The 23013-nt window shown below is 65.4% G+C and carries 22 protein-coding genes; 6 read left to right on the forward strand and 16 right to left on the reverse strand.

The window, feature by feature from the left end:
- The first annotated feature begins 30 nt into the window (after positions 1–30).
- Complete coding sequence (locus AB3347_RS12890) at positions 31–2841, forward strand: valine--tRNA ligase (protein ID WP_369092204.1); 2811 nt, start codon at positions 31–33, stop codon at positions 2839–2841.
- Between the two features lie 42 nt (positions 2842–2883).
- On the opposite strand, the gene AB3347_RS12895 is transcribed toward AB3347_RS12890, so the two are convergent.
- Both AB3347_RS12895 and AB3347_RS12900 read right to left on the reverse strand, forming a co-directional pair.
- Positions 2884–3831: a hypothetical protein gene (locus AB3347_RS12895; RefSeq protein WP_369092205.1), complete on the reverse strand. Its 948-nt coding sequence runs from the start codon at positions 3829–3831 to the stop codon at positions 2884–2886.
- Positions 3832–3892: 61 nt separating this feature from the next.
- On the reverse strand, positions 3893–4861 hold the full coding sequence (locus AB3347_RS12900; RefSeq protein ID WP_369092206.1) for a hypothetical protein: 969 nt from the start codon (positions 4859–4861) through the stop codon (positions 3893–3895).
- Positions 4862–5061: 200 nt separating this feature from the next.
- Here AB3347_RS12900 and AB3347_RS12905 point away from each other — a divergent pair, with 200 nt between their 5' ends.
- The 3 genes from AB3347_RS12905 (at position 5062) to AB3347_RS12915 (ending at position 6418) form a co-directional block, all read left to right on the forward strand.
- Positions 5062–5508, forward strand: a complete 447-nt coding sequence (locus AB3347_RS12905) for a DUF2147 domain-containing protein (RefSeq protein WP_369092207.1) — start codon at positions 5062–5064, stop codon at positions 5506–5508.
- A 41-nt stretch (positions 5509–5549) separates the two neighbouring features.
- Entirely contained in the window at positions 5550–5891 is a 342-nt protein-coding gene (locus AB3347_RS12910) for a multidrug efflux SMR transporter (protein ID WP_369092208.1), read from the forward strand.
- Between the two features lie 104 nt (positions 5892–5995).
- Complete coding sequence (locus AB3347_RS12915) at positions 5996–6418, forward strand: hypothetical protein (protein WP_369092209.1); 423 nt, start codon at positions 5996–5998, stop codon at positions 6416–6418.
- Between the two features lie 24 nt (positions 6419–6442).
- Here AB3347_RS12915 and AB3347_RS12920 read toward each other — a convergent pair whose 3' ends face one another.
- From AB3347_RS12920 to tyrS, 13 genes are all read right to left on the reverse strand, one after another.
- Positions 6443–7048 (reverse strand): response regulator transcription factor, encoded by a 606-nt coding sequence (locus AB3347_RS12920; RefSeq protein ID WP_369092210.1) that lies wholly within the window; start codon positions 7046–7048, stop codon positions 6443–6445.
- Positions 7045–8178 carry a sensor histidine kinase gene (locus AB3347_RS12925; RefSeq protein WP_369092211.1) on the reverse strand — a complete coding sequence of 378 codons (1134 nt, stop codon included), beginning with the start codon at positions 8176–8178 and terminating at the stop codon, positions 7045–7047. Before AB3347_RS12925 ends, AB3347_RS12920 begins: the two co-directional genes overlap by 4 nt.
- 19 nt (positions 8179–8197) lie before the next feature.
- Complete coding sequence (locus tag AB3347_RS12930) at positions 8198–9988, reverse strand: CIA30 family protein (RefSeq protein WP_369092212.1); 1791 nt, start codon at positions 9986–9988, stop codon at positions 8198–8200.
- Between the two features lie 105 nt (positions 9989–10093).
- Entirely contained in the window at positions 10094–11161 is a 1068-nt protein-coding gene (ruvB, locus tag AB3347_RS12935) for a Holliday junction branch migration DNA helicase RuvB (RefSeq protein ID WP_369092213.1), read from the reverse strand.
- Positions 11162–11163: 2 nt separating this feature from the next.
- Positions 11164–11742, reverse strand: a complete 579-nt coding sequence (gene ruvA, locus AB3347_RS12940; RefSeq protein ID WP_369092214.1) for a Holliday junction branch migration protein RuvA — start codon at positions 11740–11742, stop codon at positions 11164–11166.
- A 26-nt stretch (positions 11743–11768) separates the two neighbouring features.
- Positions 11769–12305 (reverse strand): crossover junction endodeoxyribonuclease RuvC, encoded by a 537-nt coding sequence (ruvC, locus tag AB3347_RS12945; protein WP_369092215.1) that lies wholly within the window; start codon positions 12303–12305, stop codon positions 11769–11771.
- A 125-nt stretch (positions 12306–12430) separates the two neighbouring features.
- Positions 12431–14017, reverse strand: coding sequence for a bifunctional phosphoribosylaminoimidazolecarboxamide formyltransferase/IMP cyclohydrolase (purH, locus tag AB3347_RS12950; RefSeq protein WP_369092216.1), 1587 nt, complete (start codon positions 14015–14017; stop codon positions 12431–12433).
- Between the two features lie 102 nt (positions 14018–14119).
- Positions 14120–14353 carry a helix-turn-helix domain-containing protein gene (locus tag AB3347_RS12955; RefSeq protein WP_027865797.1) on the reverse strand — a complete coding sequence of 78 codons (234 nt, stop codon included), beginning with the start codon at positions 14351–14353 and terminating at the stop codon, positions 14120–14122.
- 106 nt (positions 14354–14459) lie between these two features.
- A complete protein-coding gene (dusB, locus tag AB3347_RS12960) occupies positions 14460–15485 on the reverse strand; it encodes a tRNA dihydrouridine synthase DusB (RefSeq protein WP_369092217.1) in 1026 nt (341 codons plus the stop codon).
- Between the two features lie 144 nt (positions 15486–15629).
- The gene (locus tag AB3347_RS12965) at positions 15630–16307 is read right to left on the reverse strand and encodes a histidine phosphatase family protein (RefSeq protein WP_369092218.1); all 678 of its coding nucleotides are present in this window, start codon (positions 16305–16307) and stop codon (positions 15630–15632) included.
- Between the two features lie 30 nt (positions 16308–16337).
- The gene (locus AB3347_RS12970) at positions 16338–17015 is read right to left on the reverse strand and encodes a YbhB/YbcL family Raf kinase inhibitor-like protein (protein ID WP_369092219.1); all 678 of its coding nucleotides are present in this window, start codon (positions 17013–17015) and stop codon (positions 16338–16340) included.
- Between the two features lie 58 nt (positions 17016–17073).
- The gene (gene dtd, locus AB3347_RS12975) at positions 17074–17532 is read right to left on the reverse strand and encodes a D-aminoacyl-tRNA deacylase (protein ID WP_369092220.1); all 459 of its coding nucleotides are present in this window, start codon (positions 17530–17532) and stop codon (positions 17074–17076) included.
- The gene (gene tyrS / locus AB3347_RS12980; protein ID WP_369092221.1) at positions 17529–18794 is read right to left on the reverse strand and encodes a tyrosine--tRNA ligase; all 1266 of its coding nucleotides are present in this window, start codon (positions 18792–18794) and stop codon (positions 17529–17531) included. The genes dtd and tyrS overlap by 4 nt, the downstream gene beginning before the upstream one ends.
- A 161-nt stretch (positions 18795–18955) precedes the next feature.
- Between tyrS and AB3347_RS12985 the strand changes: the two genes are divergently transcribed.
- Together AB3347_RS12985 and AB3347_RS12990 are read left to right on the forward strand one after the other, a co-directional pair.
- Positions 18956–20320, forward strand: a complete 1365-nt coding sequence (locus tag AB3347_RS12985) for a M23 family metallopeptidase (protein WP_369092222.1) — start codon at positions 18956–18958, stop codon at positions 20318–20320.
- A gap of 297 nt (positions 20321–20617) precedes the next feature.
- Positions 20618–21007, forward strand: coding sequence for a hypothetical protein (locus AB3347_RS12990; protein ID WP_369092223.1), 390 nt, complete (start codon positions 20618–20620; stop codon positions 21005–21007).
- Positions 21008–21070: 63 nt separating this feature from the next.
- Here the strand turns inward: AB3347_RS12990 and AB3347_RS12995 are convergent, their stop codons facing one another.
- Entirely contained in the window at positions 21071–22693 is a 1623-nt protein-coding gene (locus tag AB3347_RS12995; RefSeq protein ID WP_369092224.1) for a methyl-accepting chemotaxis protein, read from the reverse strand.
- Positions 22694–23013: the final 320 nt, after the last annotated feature.

Here is a 23013-nt window from a genome sequence, read left to right on the forward strand (position 1 = left end):
CGCATTTAATATCCTTTAGTTGACCACATCATGGAACTTGCCAAGTCTTTCGAGCCCGCAGACATTGAACAATACTGGCGCACCGAGTGGGAACAGCGCGGTTACTTCACCGCCACCATGGAGGACGGCAAGCCGTCGTTCAGCATCCAGCTGCCGCCGCCGAACGTGACGGGCACCCTGCACATGGGCCATGCCTTCAACCAGACCATCATGGATGGCCTGACCCGCTACTACCGCATGCGCGGCTATAACACCGCCTGGATCCCGGGCACCGACCACGCCGGCATCGCCACCCAGATCGTGGTCGAGCGCCAGCTCGACGCCCAGAAGATCTCGCGCCACGACCTCGGCCGCGAAGCCTTCGTCGAGAAGGTCTGGGAGTGGAAGGAAAAGTCGGGCAACACCATCACCGGCCAGATGCGCCGCATGGGCACCTCGCCCGACTGGAAGCGCGAATACTTCACCATGGACGAGACCCGCTCGAAGGTCGTGTCGGAAGTCTTCGTGCGCCTGTACGAGCAGGGCCTGATCTACCGCGGCAAGCGCCTGGTCAACTGGGATCCGGTGCTGGGCACGGCGGTCTCGGACCTGGAAGTCGATTCGCAGGAAGAAGACGGCTCGATGTGGTACATCAAGTACCCGCTCGCAGACGGCTCGGGCCACCTGACGGTCGCCACCACCCGTCCGGAAACCCTGCTGGGCGACGTCGCCGTGGCCGTGGACCCGACCGACGAGCGCTACCTGCACCTGCACGGCAAGCTCCTGAGCCTGCCGCTGACCGGCCGCCAGATCCCGGTCATCGCCGACAGCTACGTCGACAAGGAATTCGGCACCGGCTGCGTCAAGATCACCCCGGCCCACGACTTCAACGACTACGCGGTCGGCCAGCGCGCCGGCATCAACCCGATCAACATCTTCACGCTCGACGCCAAGATCAACGAAAACGGCCCGAGCCAGTACCAGGGCCTGGACCGCTTCGCCGCGCGCAAGCAGATCGTCGCCGACCTCGACGCGCAAGGCCTGCTGGAACAGGTCAAGCCGCACAAGCTGATGGTGCCGCGCGGCGACCGCACCGGCGTCGTCATCGAGCCGATGCTGACCGACCAGTGGTTCGTCGCCATGAGCAAGCCGGCGCCGGAAGGCACCTTCAATCCGGGCAAGTCGATCACCGACGTCGCCCTGGAAAAGGTCGCGAACGGCGAGATCAAGTTCGTGCCGGAGAACTGGACCACGACTTACAACCAGTGGCTGGGCAACATCCAGGACTGGTGCATCTCGCGCCAGCTGTGGTGGGGCCACCGCATCCCGGCCTGGTATGACGACGAAGGCAACATCGTGGTCGCCCGCAGCGAAGAGGAAGCGCGCGCCAAGGCCGCCGAGCAAGGCATCACCGGCGCCCTGCGCCGCGACGACGACGTGCTCGACACCTGGTTCTCGTCGGCCCTGGTGCCCTTCTCGACCATGGGCTGGCCGGAACAGACCCCGGACATGAAGCACTTCCTGCCGTCCTCGGTGCTGGTGACCGGCTTCGACATCATCTTCTTCTGGGTCGCCCGCATGGTGATGATGACGACCCACTTCACCGGCAAGGTGCCGTTCGAGACCGTGTACGTGCACGGCCTGGTGCGCGACAGCCAGGGCCAGAAGATGTCCAAGTCGAAGGGCAACACGCTCGACCCGATCGACCTGATCGACGGCATCGACGTCGAGTCGCTGGTGGCCAAGCGCACCACCGGCCTGATGGACCCGCGCGCCGCCGAGAAGATCGCCAAGGCCACCCGCAAGGAATTCCCGGAAGGGATCGCGGCCTTCGGCACCGACGCCGTGCGCTTCACCATGGCCAGCTACGCTTCGCTGGGCCGCAACATCAACTTCGACCTCGGCCGCTGCGAGGGCTACCGCAACTTCTGCAACAAGCTGTGGAACGCCACCCGTTTCGTGATGATGAACACGGAAGGCAAGGACTGCAGCCAGCCGCAACCCGAAGACCTGTCGCAGGCCGACCGCTGGATCGTCTCGCTGATGAACCGCGTCGAGCTGGACGTGGCCAAGGGCTTCGCCGACTACCGCTTCGACAACATCGCGAGCAGCATCTACAACTTCGTCTGGTACGAGTACTGCGACTGGTACCTGGAGCTGGCCAAGGTCTCGGTCCAGCAGGGCACGGAAGCGCAGCAGCGCGCCACCCGCCACACCCTGCTGCGCGTGCTGGAGGTGGTGCTGCGCCTGGCGCACCCGATCATCCCCTTCGTCACCGAAGCCCTGTGGCAGGCGATCGCGCCGCTGGCCGGCAAGGGCGCCGGCGAGAACCGCGATTCGATCATGACCCAGCCCTACCCGCTGGCCGACACCTCTTTCGTGAGCGAAGAGGCGGAAGCCTGGATGGAGCAGCTCAAGGCCCTGGTCGACGCCACCCGCAACCTGCGCGGCGAGATGTCGCTGTCGCCGTCGGTGCGCGTGCCGCTGATCGTCGAGCCGGGCAGCGCCGAGGACCGTGCCCGCATGACGGCGTTTGCTCCCTACATCCAGTCGCTGGGCAAGCTGGCCGAGGTACAGATCGTCGACGCGCTGCCGGAATCGCCGGCGGCCGTGTCGATCGTCGGCACCACCAAGCTGATGCTGAAGGTCGAGATCGACGTCGCCGCCGAGCGCGAGCGCCTCTCGAAAGAGATCGCGCGCCTGCAGGGCGAGATCGCCAAGGCCAGCGGCAAGCTGTCCAACGAGAGCTTCGTCGCCCGCGCCCCGGCCGCGGTGGTCGAGCAGGAGAAGGAACGCGTGGCGAACTTCTCGGCGACGCTGGCCAAGATGCAGGAGCAACTGGCGAAGCTGCCGGCGGCCTGAGGCCGGCAGTGCAAAAGAAAACGCGGCCTCGGCCGCGTTTTTTTATCGCTGCGTGCTGCGCAGGCGCTCCACCGCCCCCACCACCGCGCTCCGGGCCGCATCGCACTGCAGCTTGGCCATCTGCTGCAGGCTCATGCCCTTCCCGACCTCTTCCGCCACCAGGTAGCCCAGGTAGTAGCCGCGGCGCGGCGGCAAGCCGGTCCCGTCGTTCCCGCTGCCGTAGAACAGGCCCGCATAGACAGCCTGGTCCTCGCTGTCCAGCTTCCCCTGCACGTCGTCCAGCGCACGTTTCAGCTCCTTGCGGGTGTCGGCCACCAAGTTGCGCGGGAAGTCGAGCAGCAGTTCGGCATTGTTGGCGGACGGGTTCATGCGCTTGGCCACGTAGGTGGCCAGGCCTTCGTTCCACAGCGAGGCCCAGATCGGTTCGGTCTTGCAGTCCATGTTGTGATAGTCATGGAACAGCTCGTGGTGGAAGAAGGCGGCTTCGTTGCCATTGCCGTGGACCTTGACCATCACGTCGGCGCCGAAGATGAAGTAAACCTTGCCGTCGATGTTGCGGGTGCCGCCGTCCATTTCGCCGAGCGAGTGCAGGAACCAGACGTCGGTCGTGGCCGGATAGTCGGGGAAAGCGGCGCGGAAGCTGGCGATGTGTCCCGGCAGTTCGGCGGTGAAGCGCGCCACCTTGTTCGCGTAGGCCTCGCGTATCGCCGGGAATTCGCTGCGCGCCTTGGCCAGGTCGGCGTCGCGCTGCCCGGCGCTGCGCCGTCCCTCGAAGCGCTCGGCGCCGTAGAAGCCCGGCAGCCGCGCCGCGACGCTGGCCTTGAAGTCCTGGATGAAATCGGCGTCCGGCTTGCCCACGTTGCGCTCGAAGACGGTCGTGAAGCCGCTCGCCAGGTCGTGCACCTTCATGGCGGGTGGCTGCGCCGGCAGGCCGGCGGCGCCGGCGGACAGCGCCGCGCCGAAGAACAGCAGGGGGAACAGTGTTTTCATGCTGGTTGTCGTTGTCGTTGTCGTTGTCGTTGTCGTTGTCGTTGTCGTTGGATGACCGGACTTACCGGGCGGCGCCGGCGTGCTCGGCGCGCAGGCGCTCCACCGCGGCAAACACCACCGGGCGCACCGCCTCGCAATCGAGCCTGGCCAGCTGCTGCACGCTCATCGTCCTGGCGGCTTCCTCGGCCACCAGCACGCCCAGGTAATACCCGCGCCGCGCCGGCATGCCGCTGTTGTCGCCCTTGCGCAGGAACAGGCCGCTGTAGGCGTCCTGGTCGGTGCTGTCCAGCTTGGCATACAGGTCGTCGAGCGCGCGCCGCATCTGCTTCTGCGTGTCCGGCACCATGTTGAGCGGCAGGTGCAGCATCATTTCCTCGTCGGTCGCGTTCGGATTCAATACCTTCGCCGCATAGCTGGCCATGCCCTCCTGCCACAGCGAGGCCCACACCGGCCAGCGCTCGCATTGCATCGGCTGGTAATCATGGAACAGCTCGTGGTGGAAGAAGTAGGCCTCGTTGTTCTCCTTGTGAACCTTGACCATCTGGTCGGCGCCGAAGATGAACTCCAGCTTGCCGTCCAGGCGCCGCTTGCCGCCGTCCATCTCGCCCAGCGAGTGGACGAACCAGAGCGGATTCCTGGCTTCGTAGTCCGGGAACAGCTTGCGGAAGCTGGCGACATGGACCGGCAGCTCCTGCTTGAAGCGTCCCACCTTGTTCACGTAGGCCGCGCGCATCCCGGCGAATTCGGCGCGCGCCGCCACGATCTCGGCGTCGCGCTCGGCTTCGCTCTTCTTGCCCTCGTAGCGCGCGACACCGTAGAACTGCGGGAACCTGGACGCCACCGTGGCCTTGAAGTCGCGCACGAATTCCTCGTCGCTCTTGCCGACGTTGCGCTCCCACACCGCCACGAAGGGGCTGGCCAGGTCATGCACCTGCATGGCCGGCGGGGATTCGGACGCGGTCGCGGCGCCAGCGGCCAGCATGCACAGGATGGGCAGGGTGAAGCGGGGAATGCGGGAGAGACGGTTCACGGTAAGCGGGTCCTCGGTAGAAAAAGGATTGTAACTACATGGAAACAAGCAACTTGTCACCAAGTGTCGTGAAATTGTCAATATGAAACTGTTTCCTGCCGCCTGAGGCAATTGGAATGATTCCTCTGATTCGCCTATCCACTTGGCGAAGCGGGTTTGCTACACTCTGCGGTACCAATAACGATTCTGGAGACTCCACGATGCGACAACTGATGAAGGCAGGCCTGATTGCCATGATGTTCGCGATGCCGGCGGCATGGGCGCAAAACGCCTCCCCGGCGGGCGTATGGAAGACGATCGACGACGAGACCGGGAAACCGAAGTCGCTGGTCCGCATCACCGAAGAAAACGGCACCCTTACCGGCAGGATCGAGAAGCTGTTCCGTCCCGCCGACCAGGACCAGAACCCGAAATGCACCTCCTGCGAAGGCGCGCGCAAGGACCAGCCGATCATCGGCATGACCATCCTGTCGGGCCTCAAGAAGGACGGCAACGAGTACACCGGCGGCGAGATCCTCGATCCGGCCAAGGGCAAGACCTACAAGAGCAAGGCGACCCTGAAGGACAACGGCAGCAAGCTCGAAGTGCGCGGCTACATCGGCGCGCCGATGTTCGGCCGTTCGCAGACCTGGGTCCGCGAGCAGTAACCCGGCAAGCGGCCTGCGGGCCGCTTTTTTCCGCCAGCCGCATGTCCCAGACCCAGGCCTATCTCTACCTCGCCTTCGCCATCGTCGCCGAAGTCATCGGCACCACCGCGCTCAAGGCCTCCGACAGCTTCACCCGCCCCTTGCCCAGCCTGGTCACGGTGGGCTGCTATGCCCTGTCCTTCTACCTGCTGACCTTCAGCCTGCGGGTGCTGCCGACCGGCATCGCGTATGCGATCTGGTCCGGCGTGGGCATCATCCTGATTTCCCTGATCAGCTGGATCGTCTACGGCCAGCGCCTCGACCTGCCGGCGCTCGCCGGACTCGGGCTGATCGTCGCCGGGGTGGCGGTGATTAATCTGTTCTCGAAAAGCGTCAGCCACTGACGCTTGCCACGATTCCCATTCGCGCGCCGCGAAACTTGCATTTTCGATATCTTCTCGTTATTGCTGAGTTGTCCGCACAACGCATTCGAAACGAGGAATACGACATGATCTTCTTGCGTCTTGCCTGCCTGGCCGTCGGAGTACTGGTGCTGGTGGCGCCGCCGGCCGCGCTGTTCCCGAACGGCGCGGCCTTCCCCGACCTGCCGCGCTCGATTCTCCTGCTGGTGGCACTGCTGGCGGCCGCGTCGAGCTTTTTCTTCATCGGCGTGAGCGCGCACCGGATCCGGCGCGCGCCCGCGCTGGGCCGCCTGTGCGCGCTGCTGTTGCTGGCGCCCTTCCTGCTCGGCGCGGTAACGCTGTGGCGCAGCGCCGATCCGCTGGTCATGTGGATGAGCGGCGCGCTGCTGTGCTTCACCCTGCTTCTCTCGCTGGTGCTGGCCTGGCTGGTGCTGAAGGGACCGAGCGCCAGCCGCCTGCGCGCGCGCGAAGGGCAGCGCGCCCGGATGCTGGCGCTGCGCGGCTACTGAAGCGCAGCGGCCGGGCCCCGGCGGCTACAGCCAGCCGGCGTCGCGCGCCATGCGGTAGGCCTCGACCCGGTTGGCCGCATTCAGCTTGCTGATCGCCTCGGACAGGTAGTTGCGCACCGTCCCTTCGGACAGGTGCACCTGGCGCGCGATCTCGCCGCTGCTGCGCCCTTCCCCGGCCAGGCGCAGCACCTGGCGTTCGCGCTCGGTCAGCGGATCCTCGCCGCCGCTCCAGCTTTCCAGCGCCAGCTCGGGCGCGATCGCCCGGCCGCCGCCATGCACCGCGCGGATCGCGGCCGCCAGCGCGTCCACCGGCGCATCCTTCAGCAGGTAGCCGCGCACCCCTGCCTCCAGCGCACGGCGCAGATAGCCGCTGCGCCCGAAGGTCGTGACCACGATCAGCTTCGCCGGCAGGCGCCGTTCCTTGAGCTGGGCGGCCAGTTCCAGCCCGGTCATCCGGGGCATCTCGATGTCGGTCAGGACGATGTCGGGCGCCAGCTGTTCGCACAGCGCCAGCGCCTCCTTGCCGTCGGCGGCGGCGCCGACCACCTCGAAGTCGGCTTCCAGGCCCAGCAGCGCGGCCATGGCGCCGCGGACGAGGTTCTGGTCTTCGGCCAGCAGGATGCGGATCATGGGTTCATTCCTGAGGAAACTGCGGCAGGCACGCGCAGTTCGAGTTCGAGGCCGGCCCTGGCGCGCAGCGCCAGCTTGCCGCCGACCGATTGCACCCGTTCGCGCATGCCGCACAGGCCGTTGCCGTGGCGGATGTCGGCCGCGCTGCGGGCCTGGCCGTCGTCGGCGATGCGCAGCACCGCCACGCCGTGTTCCAGCTCCAGCGACACGCTGCAGCGGCGCGCGCCGGCATGGCGCACCACGTTGGTGACGGCTTCGCGCAGCGCCAGCGCCAGCACGTTCTCGGCGGCCGGCGCCAGCGGGATGCGCTCCACGTTTTCTTCCAGCGCGACCTCGGCCGCCGCCAGGCTGGCGCGCGCGCTCGCCAGTGCGCTGGCCAGGCCTTTCTCGCGGTAGCCGGTGACGGCGGCGCGCACTTCGGCCAGGGCCTGGCGCGCGCTGGCTTCGATGTCGCCGACCTCGCGCGCGCAGGCGTCGGCGTCGCGGTGGACCAGCTTGCGCGCCAGTTCGGCCTTCAGCGCAATCAGCGACAGCGAATGCCCGAGCAGGTCGTGCAGGTCGCGCGAGATGCGTTCGCGCTCGGCGATGGTGGCCATGTGCTCGACTTCTTCCTGCTTGCGCAGCAGCTCCTGGCGCGAACGGCGCAGGCGCGCATCCATCACGGCCCCGACGCCCACCGGCAGGCCGGCGGTCAGGATCGGCATCAGGAACAGGAAGCGCATGTTCCCGCTCGCCTGCAGGGAGGCCAGCAACGCCAGCGCGATGACGGCGGCGATCGCCAGCATGGCGTGTTTCATCTTCGTGATGCCGGCTGCCATGGCGCAGGCAAAGATGAAGAAGGTCGCCGCGCCCGGGTTCCAGCGCACCCAGGCGGCGCCGAACAGGCAGCCCGCCAGCATGCAGGCATGCACCTGCCAGCCGCGCGCCCGGAAGCTGGCCAGATAGAGCGGCACGAACAGCGCCAGCGTCAGGACCAGCATGGCCAGTTCCAGCGCGCCGGGCGCGACATACGCGTACTTCCAGCCCATGTAGGCCAGGCTCAGCAGCCAGAAGTACGGCATCTTGCCGTGCTCGGGCGGGACCCAGGGTCCCGCCCACAGTTTCTCGATTCCCTGCTTGATCTTGTTCATTCCAGGACGACGGCGAAGTTTAGCGTGGCAGCAGGCGCACGTCGGCGATCTCGAAACGGTAGTCGCCCGGCTGCGGACCGGCGTTGAATCCTAACATGGTGACAGCCGCCGGATCGATGCCTTTGAGTTCGCTGAAGGGAATCGTCACCTCGATCCACTCCGGTCCGGCGGTGAAACTCTTCGCCCCCGGAATCTGCACGCCCTGCGACATGGCCATCATCTGGTAGGTCTTGCCGTCCCCGCGCGTCTTGAAACGCACCGCCCCGGCCGCGCTCAGGTCCACCGACTGCATCGGCTGGCTGCCCGGCATGAAGGCCACTCCGGCCCAGGCAAAGGGCAAGCCCGGCGCCACGCTCGCAGCGATCGCCAGCGGTACCTGGCCATCGGGCAGCGCCGGCTGCACCGCCAGCTTCACGGTCGACTTGCCGCCGGCGAAGCTGTCGGTGGACGCCGCCCAGCCCATGCCGAAGGGGCTGGCCAGGCGCGCTTCGCTGAACTGGCTGATGCGCCCGTCCGGCGGCAGCGCCAGGGCCTTCGCGGCGCCCTGCGCAGCCTTGGCCACCTGCGTGCGCTGGCCCTCGCGCAGCGCATTCGCGCTCTCGCCATCCTTCCACACCTCGACGATCCGGCGCGTGGCCTTGATATCGCTGGTCGGGTTGCCCTCGACCAGCAGCAGGTCGGCCTTGTAGCCCTTCGCGATGCGGCCGCGCTGGCCCAGCTTGAAGGCCTTGGCCGGCGCGCTGGTGGCGGCGGCGAGCGCCTGCGCAGGCGTGAGGCCGGCCTCGACCAGGGCCGCCAGTTCGCGGTGCATGCTGATGCCGTACTGGGTGCCCGGGTTGCCCGCATCGGTCCCGGCCAGCACCGGCACGCCGGCCTTGACCATCGCCGCGGTGACCGCCTTCGGCGCCGCCAGCAGCGCCGGCTTGGCCGCGTTGCCGTAGCGCGCCTTGAGCGGGGCCTGCGCATCCTTGTCGAGCATGGCGGCAAAGGCAGGTTCGGCCAGCAGGTCGTCGCCGCGCCAGGCGGCCATGCTTTCCAGGACCGCGAAGGTCGGGATCACGAAGGCGCCCTTGGCCGCGGCCAGCCTGGCCAGGCCCTCGGCATCGCCCGAGGCGCCGGGGAACAGGTGCACCAGGCCGTCGGCGCCCGCCTCCAGCACGGCGCGCGCATCCCGCTCGTTGCTGATGTGGACCACGGCCAGCTTGCCGCGCTTGTGCGCCGCCGCGATCACGGCCTTCGCGGTCGCCAGGTCGAGCGGCTTGAAGCCGTAGCCGCCCTCCATCACGATCTTGATGAAGTCCGAGCCTTCCGCGATGCGCGCATCGACGAAGGCCTGGGCCTGTTCCGGCCCGGTGATGGTCGGGATCGGCACGCCGAACTGGGTTCCGTGTCCGCCCGGCGCGGTGACCAGGGTGCCGGCCGAGAACAGGTCGGCGTGCGCGTGGTTGCCGCCCTGCGCCATCTCGCCCTTGGCCTTGTTCATCATGCCGACCTCGGTGAACATGTCGACCTGGGTCGTGACCCCGAACAGCACCGGCAGCTCGAAGAAACGGAAGGCGTGGGTGTGGGCGTCGATCAGGCCCGGCAGCAGCGTGCGGCCGGCGCCCTGCACCACGCGCGCGTCAAGCGGCGCGGGACCGCGGAAATCGGCATCGACGATCACGCCCTTGTCGAACAGGACCGAGCGGTGCTCGTGCACGCGTTCGCCGTCGAAGACGCGCACGTCCTGCACCAGGATGGGCGCGGCGGTGGCAGAGGCTGCCAGCATGAGGGCGGCGGCAGACAGGACTTTCAGGACGGTGGGCTTCATACGTTCCTCGCATGGGTTGGTGTGAAGCCAGTATCCGAAAACGGCGATGGCGCCGCTAGAAGCAGGCGCCATCGGTTTGGCATGACAATTGTCATGTGCCCGGAACTAGCCGGGAGGGAGATTGTCCCAGAGGTCGCCCGTCGGGCTGATGCGCGGCGCGGTGACGCCGAAGTGCTGGTAGGCCAGCGGCGTGGCGATGCGTCCGCGCGGGGTGCGCTGCAGGTAGCCCTGCTGGATCAGGTAGGGCTCGAGCACGTCCTCGATGGTATCGGCCGCCTCGCCGATCGCCGCCGCCAGGTTGCCGATGCCCACCGGGCCGCCGGCGAACTTGAACAGCACGGCCTCCAGCAGCTTGCGGTCCATGACGTCGAAGCCGACCGTGTCGACGTCGAGCATCTTGAGGGCGCGGTCGGCCATCTCGACGGTGATCTCGCCGGTGCCCTTCACTTCCGCATAGTCGCGCACGCGGCGCAGCAGGCGGTTGGCGATACGCGGCGTGCCGCGGGCGCGCTTGGCCACCTCGCGCGCGCCGGCCTCGTTGATCGGGGCCTCGAGCAGCGCGGCGCTGCGGGCGACAATCTTGGTGAGCTCGTCGACGTTGTAGAACTCGAGGCGCGCGACGATGCCGAAGCGGTCGCGCAGCGGGTTGGTCAGCATGCCGGCGCGGGTGGTGGCGCCGACCAGCGTGAACGGCTGCAGGTCGAGCTTCACGGAACGCGCGGCCGGGCCCTCGCCGATCATGATGTCGATCTGGTAGTCCTCGAGCGCCGGGTACAGGATCTCCTCGACCACCGGCGACAGGCGGTGGATCTCGTCGATGAACAGCACGTCGTTCGGCTCGAGGTTGGTGAGCAGCGCGGCCAGGTCGCCCGGACGCTCCAGCACCGGGCCGGAAGTCTGGCGCAGGTTGACGCCCATCTCGCGCGCGATGATGTGCGCCAGCGTGGTCTTGCCCAGGCCCGGCGGGCCGAACAGCAGCGTGTGGTCGAGCGCCTCGCGGCGCTTGCGCGCGGCGGAAATGAAGATCTCGAGCTGGTCGCGGATCTTGGCCTGGCCGACGTACTCGTCCAGCTGCTTGGGGCGCAAGGCGCGCTCGATTGCCTCCTCGTTGGGCGAGGCCGGCGCCGCGTCGATCACGCGGTGCTCGGTGAAGTTGTCGGTCTGGATGCTCATGCTTATGCTTTGGACAGTGCCTTGAGTGCGAACTTGATGCCGTCGGAGACGCTGCTACCGGCCGGCATGTTCTTGATGGCGAGGAGCGCTTCCTTGTCAGAATACCCCAAAGCGACCAGCGCATTGAGCACGTCGGCCTGGGCATCGTCGCGCACGGCGCCGCCCACCACGCCGATGTCGGCGCCCAGCTTGCCCTTCAGTTCCAGCAGCAGGCGCTCGGCGGTCTTCTTGCCGATGCCCGGGATTTTTACCAGGCGGCCGGCTTCCTGCAGGGTGACGGCCTGCGCCAGGTCGGCCACCGTCATGCCCGACAGGATGGCCAGCGCCATGCGCGCGCCGATGCCGGTGATCTTGATCAGCTGGCGGAACAGGGCCCGCTCCGAGGCGCTGCCGAAGCCGAACAGCAGGTGGGCATCCTCGCGCACCACCAGGTGGGTGAACAGCACCACTTTCTCGCCGGTGTGCGGCAGGTTGTAGAAGGTGCTCATCGGCACGTCGACTTCATAGCCGACGCCGTTGCAATCCACCAGCACGTGCGGCGGCGCTTTTTCGAGCAGGATTCCGGAGAGACGACCGATCATCGTGTTGTCCTTTTTTTCTTCAACGCTTAAACGAGGCGGCTGCGCTTCATGCGCAAGGTGGGCGCGCTGGGCGCCAGCGCGCCGAGCATCGACAGGGTGTCCATGCTGTGGGCATGGCAGATGGCCACGCCGAGGGCGTCGGCGGCATCGGTGCCGGGCAGGCCCGGCAGTTTCAACAGGCGCGACACCATGTCCTGCACCTGCGCCTTGGCCGCCTTGCCGGTGCCGACCACCGCCTGTTTCACTTGCACCGCCGTGTACTCGGCCACGTCGAGGTCGGCCCCGACCAGGGCCGTGATGGCCGCACCCCGTGCCTGGCCCAGCAGCAGCGTGGACTGCGGGTTGACGTTCACAAAAACTTTTTCGATGGCCGCGCAGCCGGGCTGGTAGGCCGAGACGATTTCGCCCACGCCGTTCAGGATGACCTTGAGACGCGGCGGCAGCGCACCCTCGAGGCCGGTCTTGATGGTGCCGGACGCGATGTAGCGCAGCTTGGTGCCGTGTTTTTCAATGACGCCGAAGCCCGTCGTGCGCAGGCCCGGGTCGATGCCGAGAATAATCATTGTGGAATGATATACGGCTGGAGGGTGTTCGTGGGAAAAATACTGTGCAAAAACACAGTGGCGTGTTGAACGCATGGGCGGGAAAACAGTCCACTGGACTGTTTCCCCCCGCCCACCCTACAACATCAATGGCGGAAGTGACGGGTGCCGGTGTACAGCATCACCACACCGCGCTCGTCCGCCGCGTCGATCACTTCCTGGTCGCGCATCGAGCCGCCCGGGTGGATGACGCAGGTCGCGCCCGCATCCACCACCACGTCCAGGCCGTCGCGGAACGGGAAGAAGGCGTCCGAGGCCACGGCCGAACCGGCCAAGGAAAGGCCGGCGTTCTGCGCCTTGATCGAGGCGATGCGCGCCGAGTCGATGCGGCTCATCTGGCCGGCGCCGACGCCCAGGGTCATGCCGCCCGCGCAGAACACGATCGCATTCGACTTGACGAACTTGGCCACGCGCCAGGCGAACATCAGGTCTTGCAGCTGCTGCTGGGTCGGCTGCTTCTTGCTGACCACGCGCAGGTCGCCCAGGCCCACGTTCCTGGCATCCGGCGCCTGCACCAGCACGCCGCCGCCGACGCGCTTCAGGTCGTAGGCGTTCTGGCCTGCTCCCAGCGGGATTTCCAGCAGGCGCACGTTCTGCTTGGCCGCCATGATCCGGCGCGCCTCTTCGGTAAAGGACGGTGCGATCAGCACTTCGACGAACAGCTTGGCCAGCGCTTCCGCGGCACGGCCGTCGACTTCGACGTTGAAGGCAATGATGCCGCCGAAGGCCGAGGTCGGGTCGGTCTGCAGGGCGCGGGTGTAGGCGTCCAGCGCATCGGCGCCGATCGCCACGCCGCAGGGGTTGGCATGCTTGACGATCACGCAGCCGGCCGGCTGCTGCATTCCGCCGAGCGTCTTGACGCATTCCCAGGCCGCGTCGGCGTCGGCGATGTTGTTGTACGACAGTTCCTTGCCCTGCAGCTGGCGGTAGTTGGCCAGCGCGCCCGGGGTGGCGACCAGGTCGCGGTAGAAGGCGGCGCCCTGGTGCGGGTTCTCGCCGTAGCGCATGTCCTGGACCTTCTCGAAGCTCATGTTCAGGGTCTGCGGGTAGCTCGAGCGGGTCGCGTGCAGGCGGTCTTCGCCCAGGCTGGTCAGGTAGTTGGTGATCGCGCCGTCGTACTGGGCGGTGTGGGCGAACACTTTCTTGGCGAGGCGGAACTTGGTCTCGTAGCTGACCGGGCCGGCGGTGGCGCCGGTGCCCTTCATTTCCGCCAGTACCGGGCCGTAGTCGGCCGGATCGACGATCACCACCACGTCGCGGTGGTTCTTGGCGGCCGAGCGCAGCATGGTCGGGCCGCCGATGTCGATGTTCTCGATGGCGTCGTCCAGCGAGCACTCATCCTTGGCGACGGTTTGCTGGAAGGGATACAGGTTGACCACGACCATGTCGATCTGCGGAATGCCGTGCTCCTCGAGCTTGGCGACGTGCTCGGGCAAGTCGCGGCGAGCCAGGATGCCGCCGTGCACTTTCGGGTGCAGGGTCTTGACCCGGCCGTCGAGCATTTCCGGGAAACCGGTGTAGTCGGCGACTTCAGTGACTTGCACCCCATTTTCCTGCAGCAGCTTTGCAGTGCCGCCGGTGGACAGGATGTTGACGCCGAGGCTGGCCAGGGCCTTCGCGAAATCGAGGACGCCGGTTTTGTCGGAAACGGAAATCAGTGCTTGTTTGATCATGGTGAGGCCTGTGGTTGAAAATTCTTGCGCCCGTCAGATGGACGAAGGCGGCGGACGGCGAACCGGCCGCGCCCAGACGCACGGCCACGCCATGCAAAGAGCTTAGAGGAGCCCGTGCTCCTGGAGTTTCTTGCGCAAAGTATTCCGGTTGATGCCCAGCATCTGCGCCGCGTGCGACTGGTTGCCGTCGGCGCGCGTCATGACCACTTCAAGGACCGGCTTTTCCACCGTCAGGACCATCATGTCGTAGATGTTCGTCGGCTTCTGCTCGCCCAGATCGTTGAAATAGTCCTCGAGGCTCTTCTGGACGACTTCCTGGATACTTTCTTTGCTCATGTTCTCTGCTGCTTCATCCTGGTTAATGATTGCTCGCTGCTGGCGCAGCGCGTCCCCGTTTTATTCTCATTCTTATGACTACTTTTTATGCTGCTATTACTGGTGCTTATGCTGCCATCGCCACATCAGCAGGATGAGCGGGCCGGTATTGTAACCGCTCGCCATGCCGGAGTTGCAATCCAAAGAAGGCATCCACCGCCGCCAGCTGCTCGGCAGTCGATTCCAGCAGGTTCATGCGCTGACGGAATTCTTCCCCGCCCGGCAAGTCCTGCACATACCACCCGATGTGTTTACGGGCGGTGCGCACGCCGACATACTCGCCATAGAAGGCGTAGTGCGCAGGCAGGTGTTCGTTCATCAGGCTACGCACTTCCTCGACCAGCGGCGCCGGCAGGTGTTCGCCGGTGCGCAGGTAATGGTCGATCTCGCGGCAGATCCAGGGGCGGCCCTGGGCGGCGCGGCCGATCATCACGGCATCGGCGCCGGTGTAGTCGAGCACGAACCTGGCCTTTTCCGGGGTGGTGATGTCGCCGTTGGCGACCACCGGGATCCCGACCGCGGCCTTGACCGCGCGAATGGTGTCGTACTCGGCCTCGCCCTTGTAGCCGTCGGCGCGGGTGCGGCCGTGCAGGGTCAGCATCGCAATGCCGGCCTGTTCCGCCATGCGGGCGATGGTCAGGGCGTTCTTGTTCTGCCGATCCCAGCCGGTGCGGAATTTCAGGGTGACCGGCACGTCGACGGCCTCGACCACCGCGTGCAGGATGCGCTCGACCAGGTCTTCGTGCTGCAGCAGGGCCGAACCGCACCAGCTGTTGCAGACCTTCTTGACCGGGCAGCCCATGTTGATGTCGATGATCTGGGCGCCGCGCTCGACGTTGAACCTGGCGCAATCGGCCAGGTCTTTCGGGTCGGCCCCGGCGATCTGGACCGCCTTCGGCTCCATTTCGCCGGCGTGGTCGGTGCGGCGCGCCGTCTTCTCGCTGGCCCACAGGCGCGGGTTGGACGCCGCCATCTCGGACACCGCGTAGCCGGCGCCCAGCTGCTTGCACAACTGGCGGAACGGGCGGTCCGTCACCCCGGCCATGGGGGCGACGAAGACATTGTTACGCAGAATATATGGTCCGATTTGCACAGCAGAAAGTGATAGAAGTTTCTCGGGGAACCTATTATTTTACCTCATTCGCTGCTCAAAATAGCGGCAGAATTTTTCGGTATTGTTGCGTGTGTGATATTGGCAGGGGTGCGGAGAGGGGGTAGGCGCGGCGTTTTCAGCCGCTCAGCCCACATCGTCCAGCACCGCCGGCTGCAGGTGCGACACCTCGCCCCAGCTCAGCAGCCGCAGGCTCCCCGCCTCCATCACGAAGCGGTTCACGCTCGCATTGAGCACCTTGAAATCGCGCGGCGTTTCCAGCGACAGGCCGAGCGCTGCGCGGTAGGCGCACTCCAGCACCCCGCCGTGCGCCACCAGCGCAATGGTCTTGCCGGGATGGGCCGCCGCGTGCACCGCAAACGCATCCGTGGCCCGCGCATAGAACGCGCGGAAGCTTTCGCCCCGGTTTGCCCCGGGCGGCAGGACGCCGTCGACGTCGCGCGCCTGCCAGGCCGCGAACTCGCGCGGGAAGCGCGCCGCGATTTCGCTGTACAGCAAGCCCTCGAAGCCGCCGTAGCAGCGTTCGCGCAGGGCCGGATCGATCTCCACCTGGGCACCGCGTACCCGGGCAATCGCCTCGGCGGTCTGGCGCGCACGCTGCAGGTCGCTGGAGACGATGTGGTCGATCCGCTCGGCGGCGAGCGCCGCGCCCAGCAGGGCGGCCTGGCGCTCGCCCTCGGCGTTGAGGGCAATGTCGAGATGCCCCTGCAGCCGTCGTTCGGCGTTCCAGGCGGTCTCGCCATGGCGGATCAGCAGGATGGTCGTTGCAGTCTCGGCGGGTGAGGCCTTGTTATTCGAAAGCATGAGGTCCGTTCGCCCGAACCCCGGGGCGGTTCAGGTGGATGTGGGTGAAAATAAAGTTGCGGCGACGTCGGGATTGAGCGAATACACCCCGAAGGTGCGCGCTTCGTCCAGGATATGGCCGCGGATCGCCAGCCGCAGTTCCGGGCCGGTGAACCGGCCCACCAGCGGCAGGCGCGGGATATCGAGCGCATACAGCGTGAACACGTAAGTATGCACCCGTTCGTCATTCCAGGGCGGACAGGGGCCGTCGTAGCCGTAGTACTCGCCGGCCATGCCGGGATCGCCCGCGAACCAGCCGGTGTAGTCGTTGAGGCCCTGGCGCAGCTGGTGCTCGGTGCCGTTCTTGATGGTGAAAGGCACCAACGGGCCCGGCTTGCCATGCGGCGTCACCATGTCGGAAAACATGCCTTCGGCCAGCGCCTTCAGGCAGACCGGAATGTCCACCAGCGACCAGTGGAAGAAATCGACCCGCGGCAACGAGGCCGGCACGGTCTTGCCTTCCTGGTTGACGTCGTCGCCGACGGACGGCACGTCGGGATCGTGGCAGATCAGCACCAGGGATTTGGTACCGGTAGGCACATCGTCCCAGGCGAGATGCGGACTGCGGTTGCTCGACAGCCTGACATGGCTGTCGGGATCGCTGACGGCAAACGCACAGTGCGGCGGGATCAGCCCGCCTTCGGTAAATGAATCGCTCCAGATTCGCATACGTCCTCCCTGCCTTCCTGTTATTGACCCTTGGCGGCGGCGCGGGTTTCCGCCCTATTCAGCGCTGGATGCCGACCGGATCAACCTGCAGCCAGAAAGTGACGGGACCATCGTTGACGAGCGAAACTTTCATGTCCGCGCCGAATTTGCCGGTTTCGACAATGCCATGGCGCTCGCGGGCCCGGCGCACGACATGGTCGAACAGGCGCCGCCCGTCTTCCGGCGCGGCCGCCGGCGAGAACGACGGACGCGTGCCCGACCTGGTGTCGGCCGCGAGGGTGAACTGCGGCACCAGCAGCAGGCCGCCCTGGGTGTCGGTGATGCTGCGGTTCATCTTGCCGGCATCGTCGGAGAACACGCGGTAGCCCAGCAGCTTGGCCAGCAGGGCCTCGGCTTCGCGCTCGGTATCGCCCTTCTCGGCGCACACCAGCACCATCAGGCCGGCCTGAATCGCGCCGACGGTCTCGCCGTCGACGCGCACACTGGCTTCGCTGACGCGTTGCAGCAGCCCGATCATGCCGACAGGGTGACGCGCGCGAACTTGCGCTTGCCGACCTGCATCACGAACGTGCCGGCCTCGACCTGCAGGCCCTTGTCGCTGACCACGGCGCCGTCGATGCGCACGCCGCCCTGGTCGACCATGCGCATGGCTTCCGAGCTCGAGGCGCACAGGCCGGCCGCCTTGAGCAGCTGGGCCACGCCGAGCGGCGCGCCGCCCAAAGCGACTTCCGGCACGTCGTCCGGGATGCCGCCTTTCGAGCGGTTGACGAAGTCGGCCAGCGCATCCTCGGCGGCCTGGGCCGAATGGAAGCGCGCCACGATTTCCTTGCCCAACGCCACCTTCGCATCGCGCGGATTGGCGCCGCCGGCGACCTCGGCCTTGACTTGCGCGATCTCGGCGATCGAGCGGAAGGACAGCAGGTCGTAGTACTTCCACATCATGTCGTCCGAGATACTCATCAGCTTGCCGAACATGGTGTTCGGCGCCTCGGTGATGCCGATGTAGTTGTTCTTGGACTTGGACATCTTCTCGACGCCGTCCAGGCCTTCGAGCAGCGGCATGGTCAGGATGCACTGCTGTTCCTGGCCGTAATCTTTCTGCAATTCACGGCCAACCAGGAGGTTGAACTTCTGGTCGGTGCCACCAAGTTCCAAATCCGCGTGCAAAGCGACCGAATCATAGCCCTGCATCAAAGGGTAGAGGAACTCATGCACCGCAATCGGAGTCCCACTCTTGTAGCGCTTGGTGAAGTCGTCGCGCTCCATCATCCGGGCCACGGTGTAGCGCGAGGCAAGCTGGATCAGCCCGCGCGCGCCCAGCGGGTCGCACCATTCGGAGTTGTAGCGGATTTCCGTGCGCGCGGCATCCAGCACCAGGGAGGCCTGGCGGAAATAGGTCATGGCATTTTCCTCGACCTGCTCGCGGGTCAGCGGCGGACGCGTGGCATTGCGGCCCGACGGGTCGCCGATCATCGACGTGAAATCGCCGATCAGGAAAATCACCTGGTGACCCAGGTCTTGCAGCTGGCGCATCTTGTTCAGCACCACGGTATGGCCAAGGTGCAGGTCCGGTGCGGTCGGGTCCAGGCCCAGCTTGATGCGCAGCGGCTTGCCGGACTGTTCGGAACGCGCCAGCTTCTGGGCAAATTCGCTTTCAATCAGCAGTTCATCGACACCGCGCTTGGCGATGGCCAGCGACTCGAGCACCTTGTCCGTCAATGGCAGGGAGGCGGAAGAATTTACCGGAGCGCCGCTACCGGACGAAACATTGGAAGTCATATATGCGTGTTGAATATTTATGTAGGAAAATTGCCAAGCCTATTGTAGGACCACTTCTTTTGGTATAATTCACGATCGTTTTTCAGTTTCCTGCAGAAAACTTTGCAGATCGATAAGAAACTGGATCCCTAGAAGTTCAGTCGCAAATTTTAACTGATTGCATGAACCCTATACATAAAATCACTGGCAAGAGCCTGCTCCAGCTGCTACCGCGAACGCGCAAGGCGCGCATCGTGAGCGCCGGCGCTGCACTCCTGAGCGTGTGCGCGTTCGGTGCCGTTGCAGTGGCCCCGATCGCTCCTGACGCGGCAGACATGCCGGTCAAGTCGATCGAGCAAAACCTGGAACTGCCGAACCTGGCAGACCAGATCGCCGCCCTCCAGCAAAACGAGCAGCAATTCATCCACGAGGAGCGTATCCGCCCAGGCGATTCGCTCGGCTCCCTCTTCAACCGCCTTGGCGTCGACGACGCCGACGCCCAGAAATTCGTCCGCGCCGACAAGACCGCGCGCCGCCTGCTGTCGCTCAAGACCGGCAAGCGCATCCAGGCCGAAACCGACGAACATGGCCTGCTGCTGTCGATGCGCGCCACCATCGTCGACGGCAAGGGTGGCGAGGCACGCCAGATCACGGTCGAGCGCAAGGGCGACAAGTTCGTCGCCATGGAAGCGCCGGCCAAGCTCGAGCGCCGTGTCGAAATGCGTTCGCGCGAGATCAAGACCTCGCTGTACTCGGCGACCGACTCCAACGTGGACGGCGGCAGCATGCCCGATTCCGTGGTCGGCCAGCTCATCGAGATGTTCGCGACCAACATCGACTTCCGCTCCGACCTCAAGCGCGGCGACCGTTTCAGCGTCGTCTACGAAACCTTCTGGCTCGACGGCGAACTGGTCAAGACCGGCCGCATCCTGGCAGGCGAATTCGTGAACCGCGGCGTCGCCTACCAGTCGGTCTGGTACGAAGACCCGGTCACCAAGCAGGGCGGCTACTATAGCCTGGACGGCAAGTCGCTGAAGAAGGCCTTCCTCAAGTCGCCGCTGGAATTCTCGCGTATTTCCTCGGGCTTCTCGATGCGCGTGCACCCGATCTCGGGCAAGTGGAAGGCGCACAAGGGCGTCGACTACGCCGCCACCACCGGCACCCCGATCCGCGCAGCCGCCGACGGCACCGTCGATTTCTCCGGCAACAGCGGCGGCTACGGCAACCAGGTCGTCCTGAAGCACTGGTCGAACTACAGCACCGCCTACGCCCACATGAGCCGCATCGCTCCGGGCGTGCGCAAGGGAACCAAGGTCAGCCAGGGCCAGGTGATCGGCTACGTCGGCTCGACCGGCTGGTCGACCGGCCCGCACCTGCACTACGAGTTCCGCGTCGCCGGCCAGGCCCAGAATCCGGAAAAGTTCAAGTCGCTCGCCCAGCAACCGCTGAGCCAGTCCGAACTGAACCGCTTCCGCATGGCTGCCGCCGAAATGAACCACCGTTTCTCGCTGCTCGCACCGAGCGGCAACGCAATGGCTGCACGCTAAGGAGCGCTTAACAATCCCCCAATAGCTGCGTTGGAGCGTCTCGCCGTACCAGCGTACTGGCTTCGTGGTCCGCCACTGCGGCGCTGCGCCTTGCTCTTGGGGATTTGTTGAACGCTTGAAGCCGTCCATTTTTTACGAACGCCCCGCCGCATCTCGGATGCCGCGGGGCGTTTCTTTTGCGCACTCTTTTATGCAGCAATCATTGATTCTGTTGCATAGCACTTAAATTGCCAACACATGGCAATTTCTGTTCCGTTTCAGTGATAGAGTTCATGAACATCAACCCACAGGGAGACGATGATGAAGCCGGAGCAGTTGCGCACGCCCCCGCTCTACCTCTCCCAACGGCCACAGCCCTTCGAGCGCGGCCTGAAGCACAAGCCGGACCACTCCGGCAGCATCCTGCAGAAGATGACGGGCGCCGACGTCTACCTGCTGACGATGCATGCGATGGAGCACGTGTATTTCGGCACCAGCTACCTGCGCCTCGATCCGCTCGACTTCGGCGACTACACCCGCGACAAAGTCGCCCGGTCCTATGCCCAGGGCGCGCGCTACGTCCTGAATTTCTTGAACGGCGCGCTGAAAGGAGACCGGAGCGGCTTCGATTACCTCATGAAGAAGCCGGAGCAGTTGGGCATGCCGCGCCACAGTGTCGACACCCGGTTTATCGCGGCGCGGCCGTAAGCACCTGCCTTCGTACCCGCGACCGCTTCGTTGCGTTCGCTACTGTTCCTGGTCGCGTGCTCCTCAAGCGCTTGCCAGGCGCAGCGAGGGCACGCCTGTATGCTGGCCGGCAGGCGCCGGGCGCGTCTGTGCGGAGACGGCGTCCACCTTGAAAGTATTGACCAGCGCGGCCAGCGTGCCCGCCTGGTCCTGCATCGACGCCGCCGCGGCGGCCGCTTCTTCGACCAGGGCCGCATTTTGCTGCGTGACGTCGTCCATCTGCGTGATCGCGGCATTGACCTGTTCGATGCCAAGCGCCTGCTCGGCGCTGGCCGAGGAAATCTCGGCCATGACATCGGTCACGCGCGTGATGCCCTGCACGATTTCCTGCATGGTTGCCCCGGCTTGGTCGACCAGGCGTCCACCGGCCTCGACCTTGTCCACCGAGTCGGCGATCAGGGTACGGATCTCCTTGGCGGCGCCGGCGGAACGCTGGGCGAGATTGCGCACTTCCGAGGCGACGACGGCGAAGCCCCTGCCCTGCTCGCCGGCGCGTGCGGCCTCGACGGCGGCGTTCAGCGCGAGGATATTCGTCTGGAAGGCAATCCCATCGATGACCGCGATGATGTCGGCGATCTTCTTCGACGACGCGTTGATCGATTCCATGGTCGTGACCACTTGCGTCACCACCTCGCCCCCGCGCAGGGCAATCCCGGCGGCGGTCTGCGCCAGCGTGTTGGCCTGGCGCGCGTTGTCGGCGTTCAGGCGAACCGAACTGGTCAGCTCCTCCATCGAGGAGGCGGTCTCTTCCAGGGAGCTGGCCTGCTGCTCGGTTCGCGACGACAGGTCGAGGTTGCCTGAAGCAATCTGTTGCGAGGCGCTGACGATGGTCTCGGTACCGGCACGTACTTCGTTCACGGTCGCCAGCAGGCTGTCGTTCATGCGCTTGAGCGCAGAAAGCAGATGACCGACCTCATCGCGGCTCGCTACCTGAATGTCGGCGGTCAGGTCCCGGGAAGCGACCTGCTCGGCGAGCGCGACGGCGTGTGCCAGGGGCCGGGTAATGCTGCGGGTCAGGAACAGGGCGAACAGGCAGCCGCACACCAATGCCGCGATCCCGGCACCGACCAGCAGCCGTTGAGCGCTTGCCTGTAATGCATCGATACGGGCGTTGGCCTCATTAAACAATTGTCCCTGGAAAGCCACGACGTTTTCCACGGTATGCACGTACTGCCGCATTTCAGGAATCACCTTTTCGTTCGCGAAGGCCTTGAGCGTGGCATCGGCTGCACCGAGCGCCACTTTCCGGCGAAAGGCTTCGTCGCGCATGGCGGAGTAACGCTTGCGCTGCTCCGCCACCGCGTTCAGCAAGGCTTTCCCATGCTCGCTTGTTACCATCGCTTCGAGTTGCTTCTGGACCTTGCTGATGTTCGCACTCACCGCCTTCATTTCCTTCTCGTAGACGGCTTCGTCGGCCGGATCGGCGCTCTGCAATTTCGCCACGGTTCGCACGCTGTTGGTTGCGATGCCCTGGAGCCATTGGTTGGCCAAGCCGACTTTGATTGTCGTGTCCGTCATGACAGCCTTGGCGTTGGCGATACGACCGAGCTGCCACAGCGCGGTTGCCAGCATCACGGCCGAGAGGAAAAGAATTGCGGCGAAAGCGATGCCGAGCCGGGTGCCGATGTTCAAGTTATTGAATTTCATATCGATTTGGCAAATTCACGAAACGGGAAGGGCGATGGATGCTCGCCCTCGTCAGGCTTTCCATCCATTTCCAGAAAATTTACTCCAATCAACATTGCTTTTTGTCAGTGCAGTCCTACATTTTTATGAAAATGGAATATTTGACAACGAAAAGATGTGGATAAACAACGTTTTGATAGTTATTGATTATTTGTATGAACTGACGCAAAAGCGCTCTTGACGCTTCCGTGGAGCGGCGCCAGCGTTTAGTATGCTGGGCGGCGCATGAGCTGGTTCAGCGCCCAGCACACCGCTGTCCGCTTGCCCAACAAGGAGAATGC

It is taken from the genome of Massilia sp. X63, assembly GCF_041023745.1.
GTDB lineage: Bacteria > Pseudomonadota > Gammaproteobacteria > Burkholderiales > Burkholderiaceae_D > Telluria.

What these genes read in the sequence shown, in the direction of transcription:
- AB3347_RS12890 (WP_369092204.1), top strand. Translation starts at nt 31, where the DNA reads ATGGAACTTGCCAAGTCTTTCGAGCCCGCAGACATTGAACAATACTGG.
- AB3347_RS12895 (WP_369092205.1), bottom strand. Translation starts at nt 3,831, where the DNA reads ATGAAAACACTGTTCCCCCTGCTGTTCTTCGGCGCGGCGCTGTCCGCC.
- AB3347_RS12905 (WP_369092207.1), top strand. Translation starts at nt 5,062, where the DNA reads ATGCGACAACTGATGAAGGCAGGCCTGATTGCCATGATGTTCGCGATG.
- AB3347_RS12910 (WP_369092208.1), top strand. Translation starts at nt 5,550, where the DNA reads ATGTCCCAGACCCAGGCCTATCTCTACCTCGCCTTCGCCATCGTCGCC.
- AB3347_RS12915 (WP_369092209.1), top strand. Translation starts at nt 5,996, where the DNA reads ATGATCTTCTTGCGTCTTGCCTGCCTGGCCGTCGGAGTACTGGTGCTG.
- AB3347_RS12920 (WP_369092210.1), bottom strand. Translation starts at nt 7,048, where the DNA reads ATGATCCGCATCCTGCTGGCCGAAGACCAGAACCTCGTCCGCGGCGCC.
- AB3347_RS12925 (WP_369092211.1), bottom strand. Translation starts at nt 8,178, where the DNA reads ATGAACAAGATCAAGCAGGGAATCGAGAAACTGTGGGCGGGACCCTGG.
- AB3347_RS12930 (WP_369092212.1), bottom strand. Translation starts at nt 9,988, where the DNA reads ATGAAGCCCACCGTCCTGAAAGTCCTGTCTGCCGCCGCCCTCATGCTG.
- ruvB (WP_369092213.1), bottom strand. Translation starts at nt 11,161, where the DNA reads ATGAGCATCCAGACCGACAACTTCACCGAGCACCGCGTGATCGACGCG.
- ruvA (WP_369092214.1), bottom strand. Translation starts at nt 11,742, where the DNA reads ATGATCGGTCGTCTCTCCGGAATCCTGCTCGAAAAAGCGCCGCCGCAC.
- ruvC (WP_369092215.1), bottom strand. Translation starts at nt 12,305, where the DNA reads ATGATTATTCTCGGCATCGACCCGGGCCTGCGCACGACGGGCTTCGGC.
- purH (WP_369092216.1), bottom strand. Translation starts at nt 14,017, where the DNA reads ATGATCAAACAAGCACTGATTTCCGTTTCCGACAAAACCGGCGTCCTC.
- AB3347_RS12955 (WP_027865797.1), bottom strand. Translation starts at nt 14,353, where the DNA reads ATGAGCAAAGAAAGTATCCAGGAAGTCGTCCAGAAGAGCCTCGAGGAC.
- AB3347_RS12965 (WP_369092218.1), bottom strand. Translation starts at nt 16,307, where the DNA reads ATGCTTTCGAATAACAAGGCCTCACCCGCCGAGACTGCAACGACCATC.
- AB3347_RS12970 (WP_369092219.1), bottom strand. Translation starts at nt 17,015, where the DNA reads ATGCGAATCTGGAGCGATTCATTTACCGAAGGCGGGCTGATCCCGCCG.
- dtd (WP_369092220.1), bottom strand. Translation starts at nt 17,532, where the DNA reads ATGATCGGGCTGCTGCAACGCGTCAGCGAAGCCAGTGTGCGCGTCGAC.
- tyrS (WP_369092221.1), bottom strand. Translation starts at nt 18,794, where the DNA reads ATGACTTCCAATGTTTCGTCCGGTAGCGGCGCTCCGGTAAATTCTTCC.
- AB3347_RS12985 (WP_369092222.1), top strand. Translation starts at nt 18,956, where the DNA reads ATGAACCCTATACATAAAATCACTGGCAAGAGCCTGCTCCAGCTGCTA.
- AB3347_RS12990 (WP_369092223.1), top strand. Translation starts at nt 20,618, where the DNA reads ATGATGAAGCCGGAGCAGTTGCGCACGCCCCCGCTCTACCTCTCCCAA.
- AB3347_RS12995 (WP_369092224.1), bottom strand. Translation starts at nt 22,693, where the DNA reads ATGAAATTCAATAACTTGAACATCGGCACCCGGCTCGGCATCGCTTTC.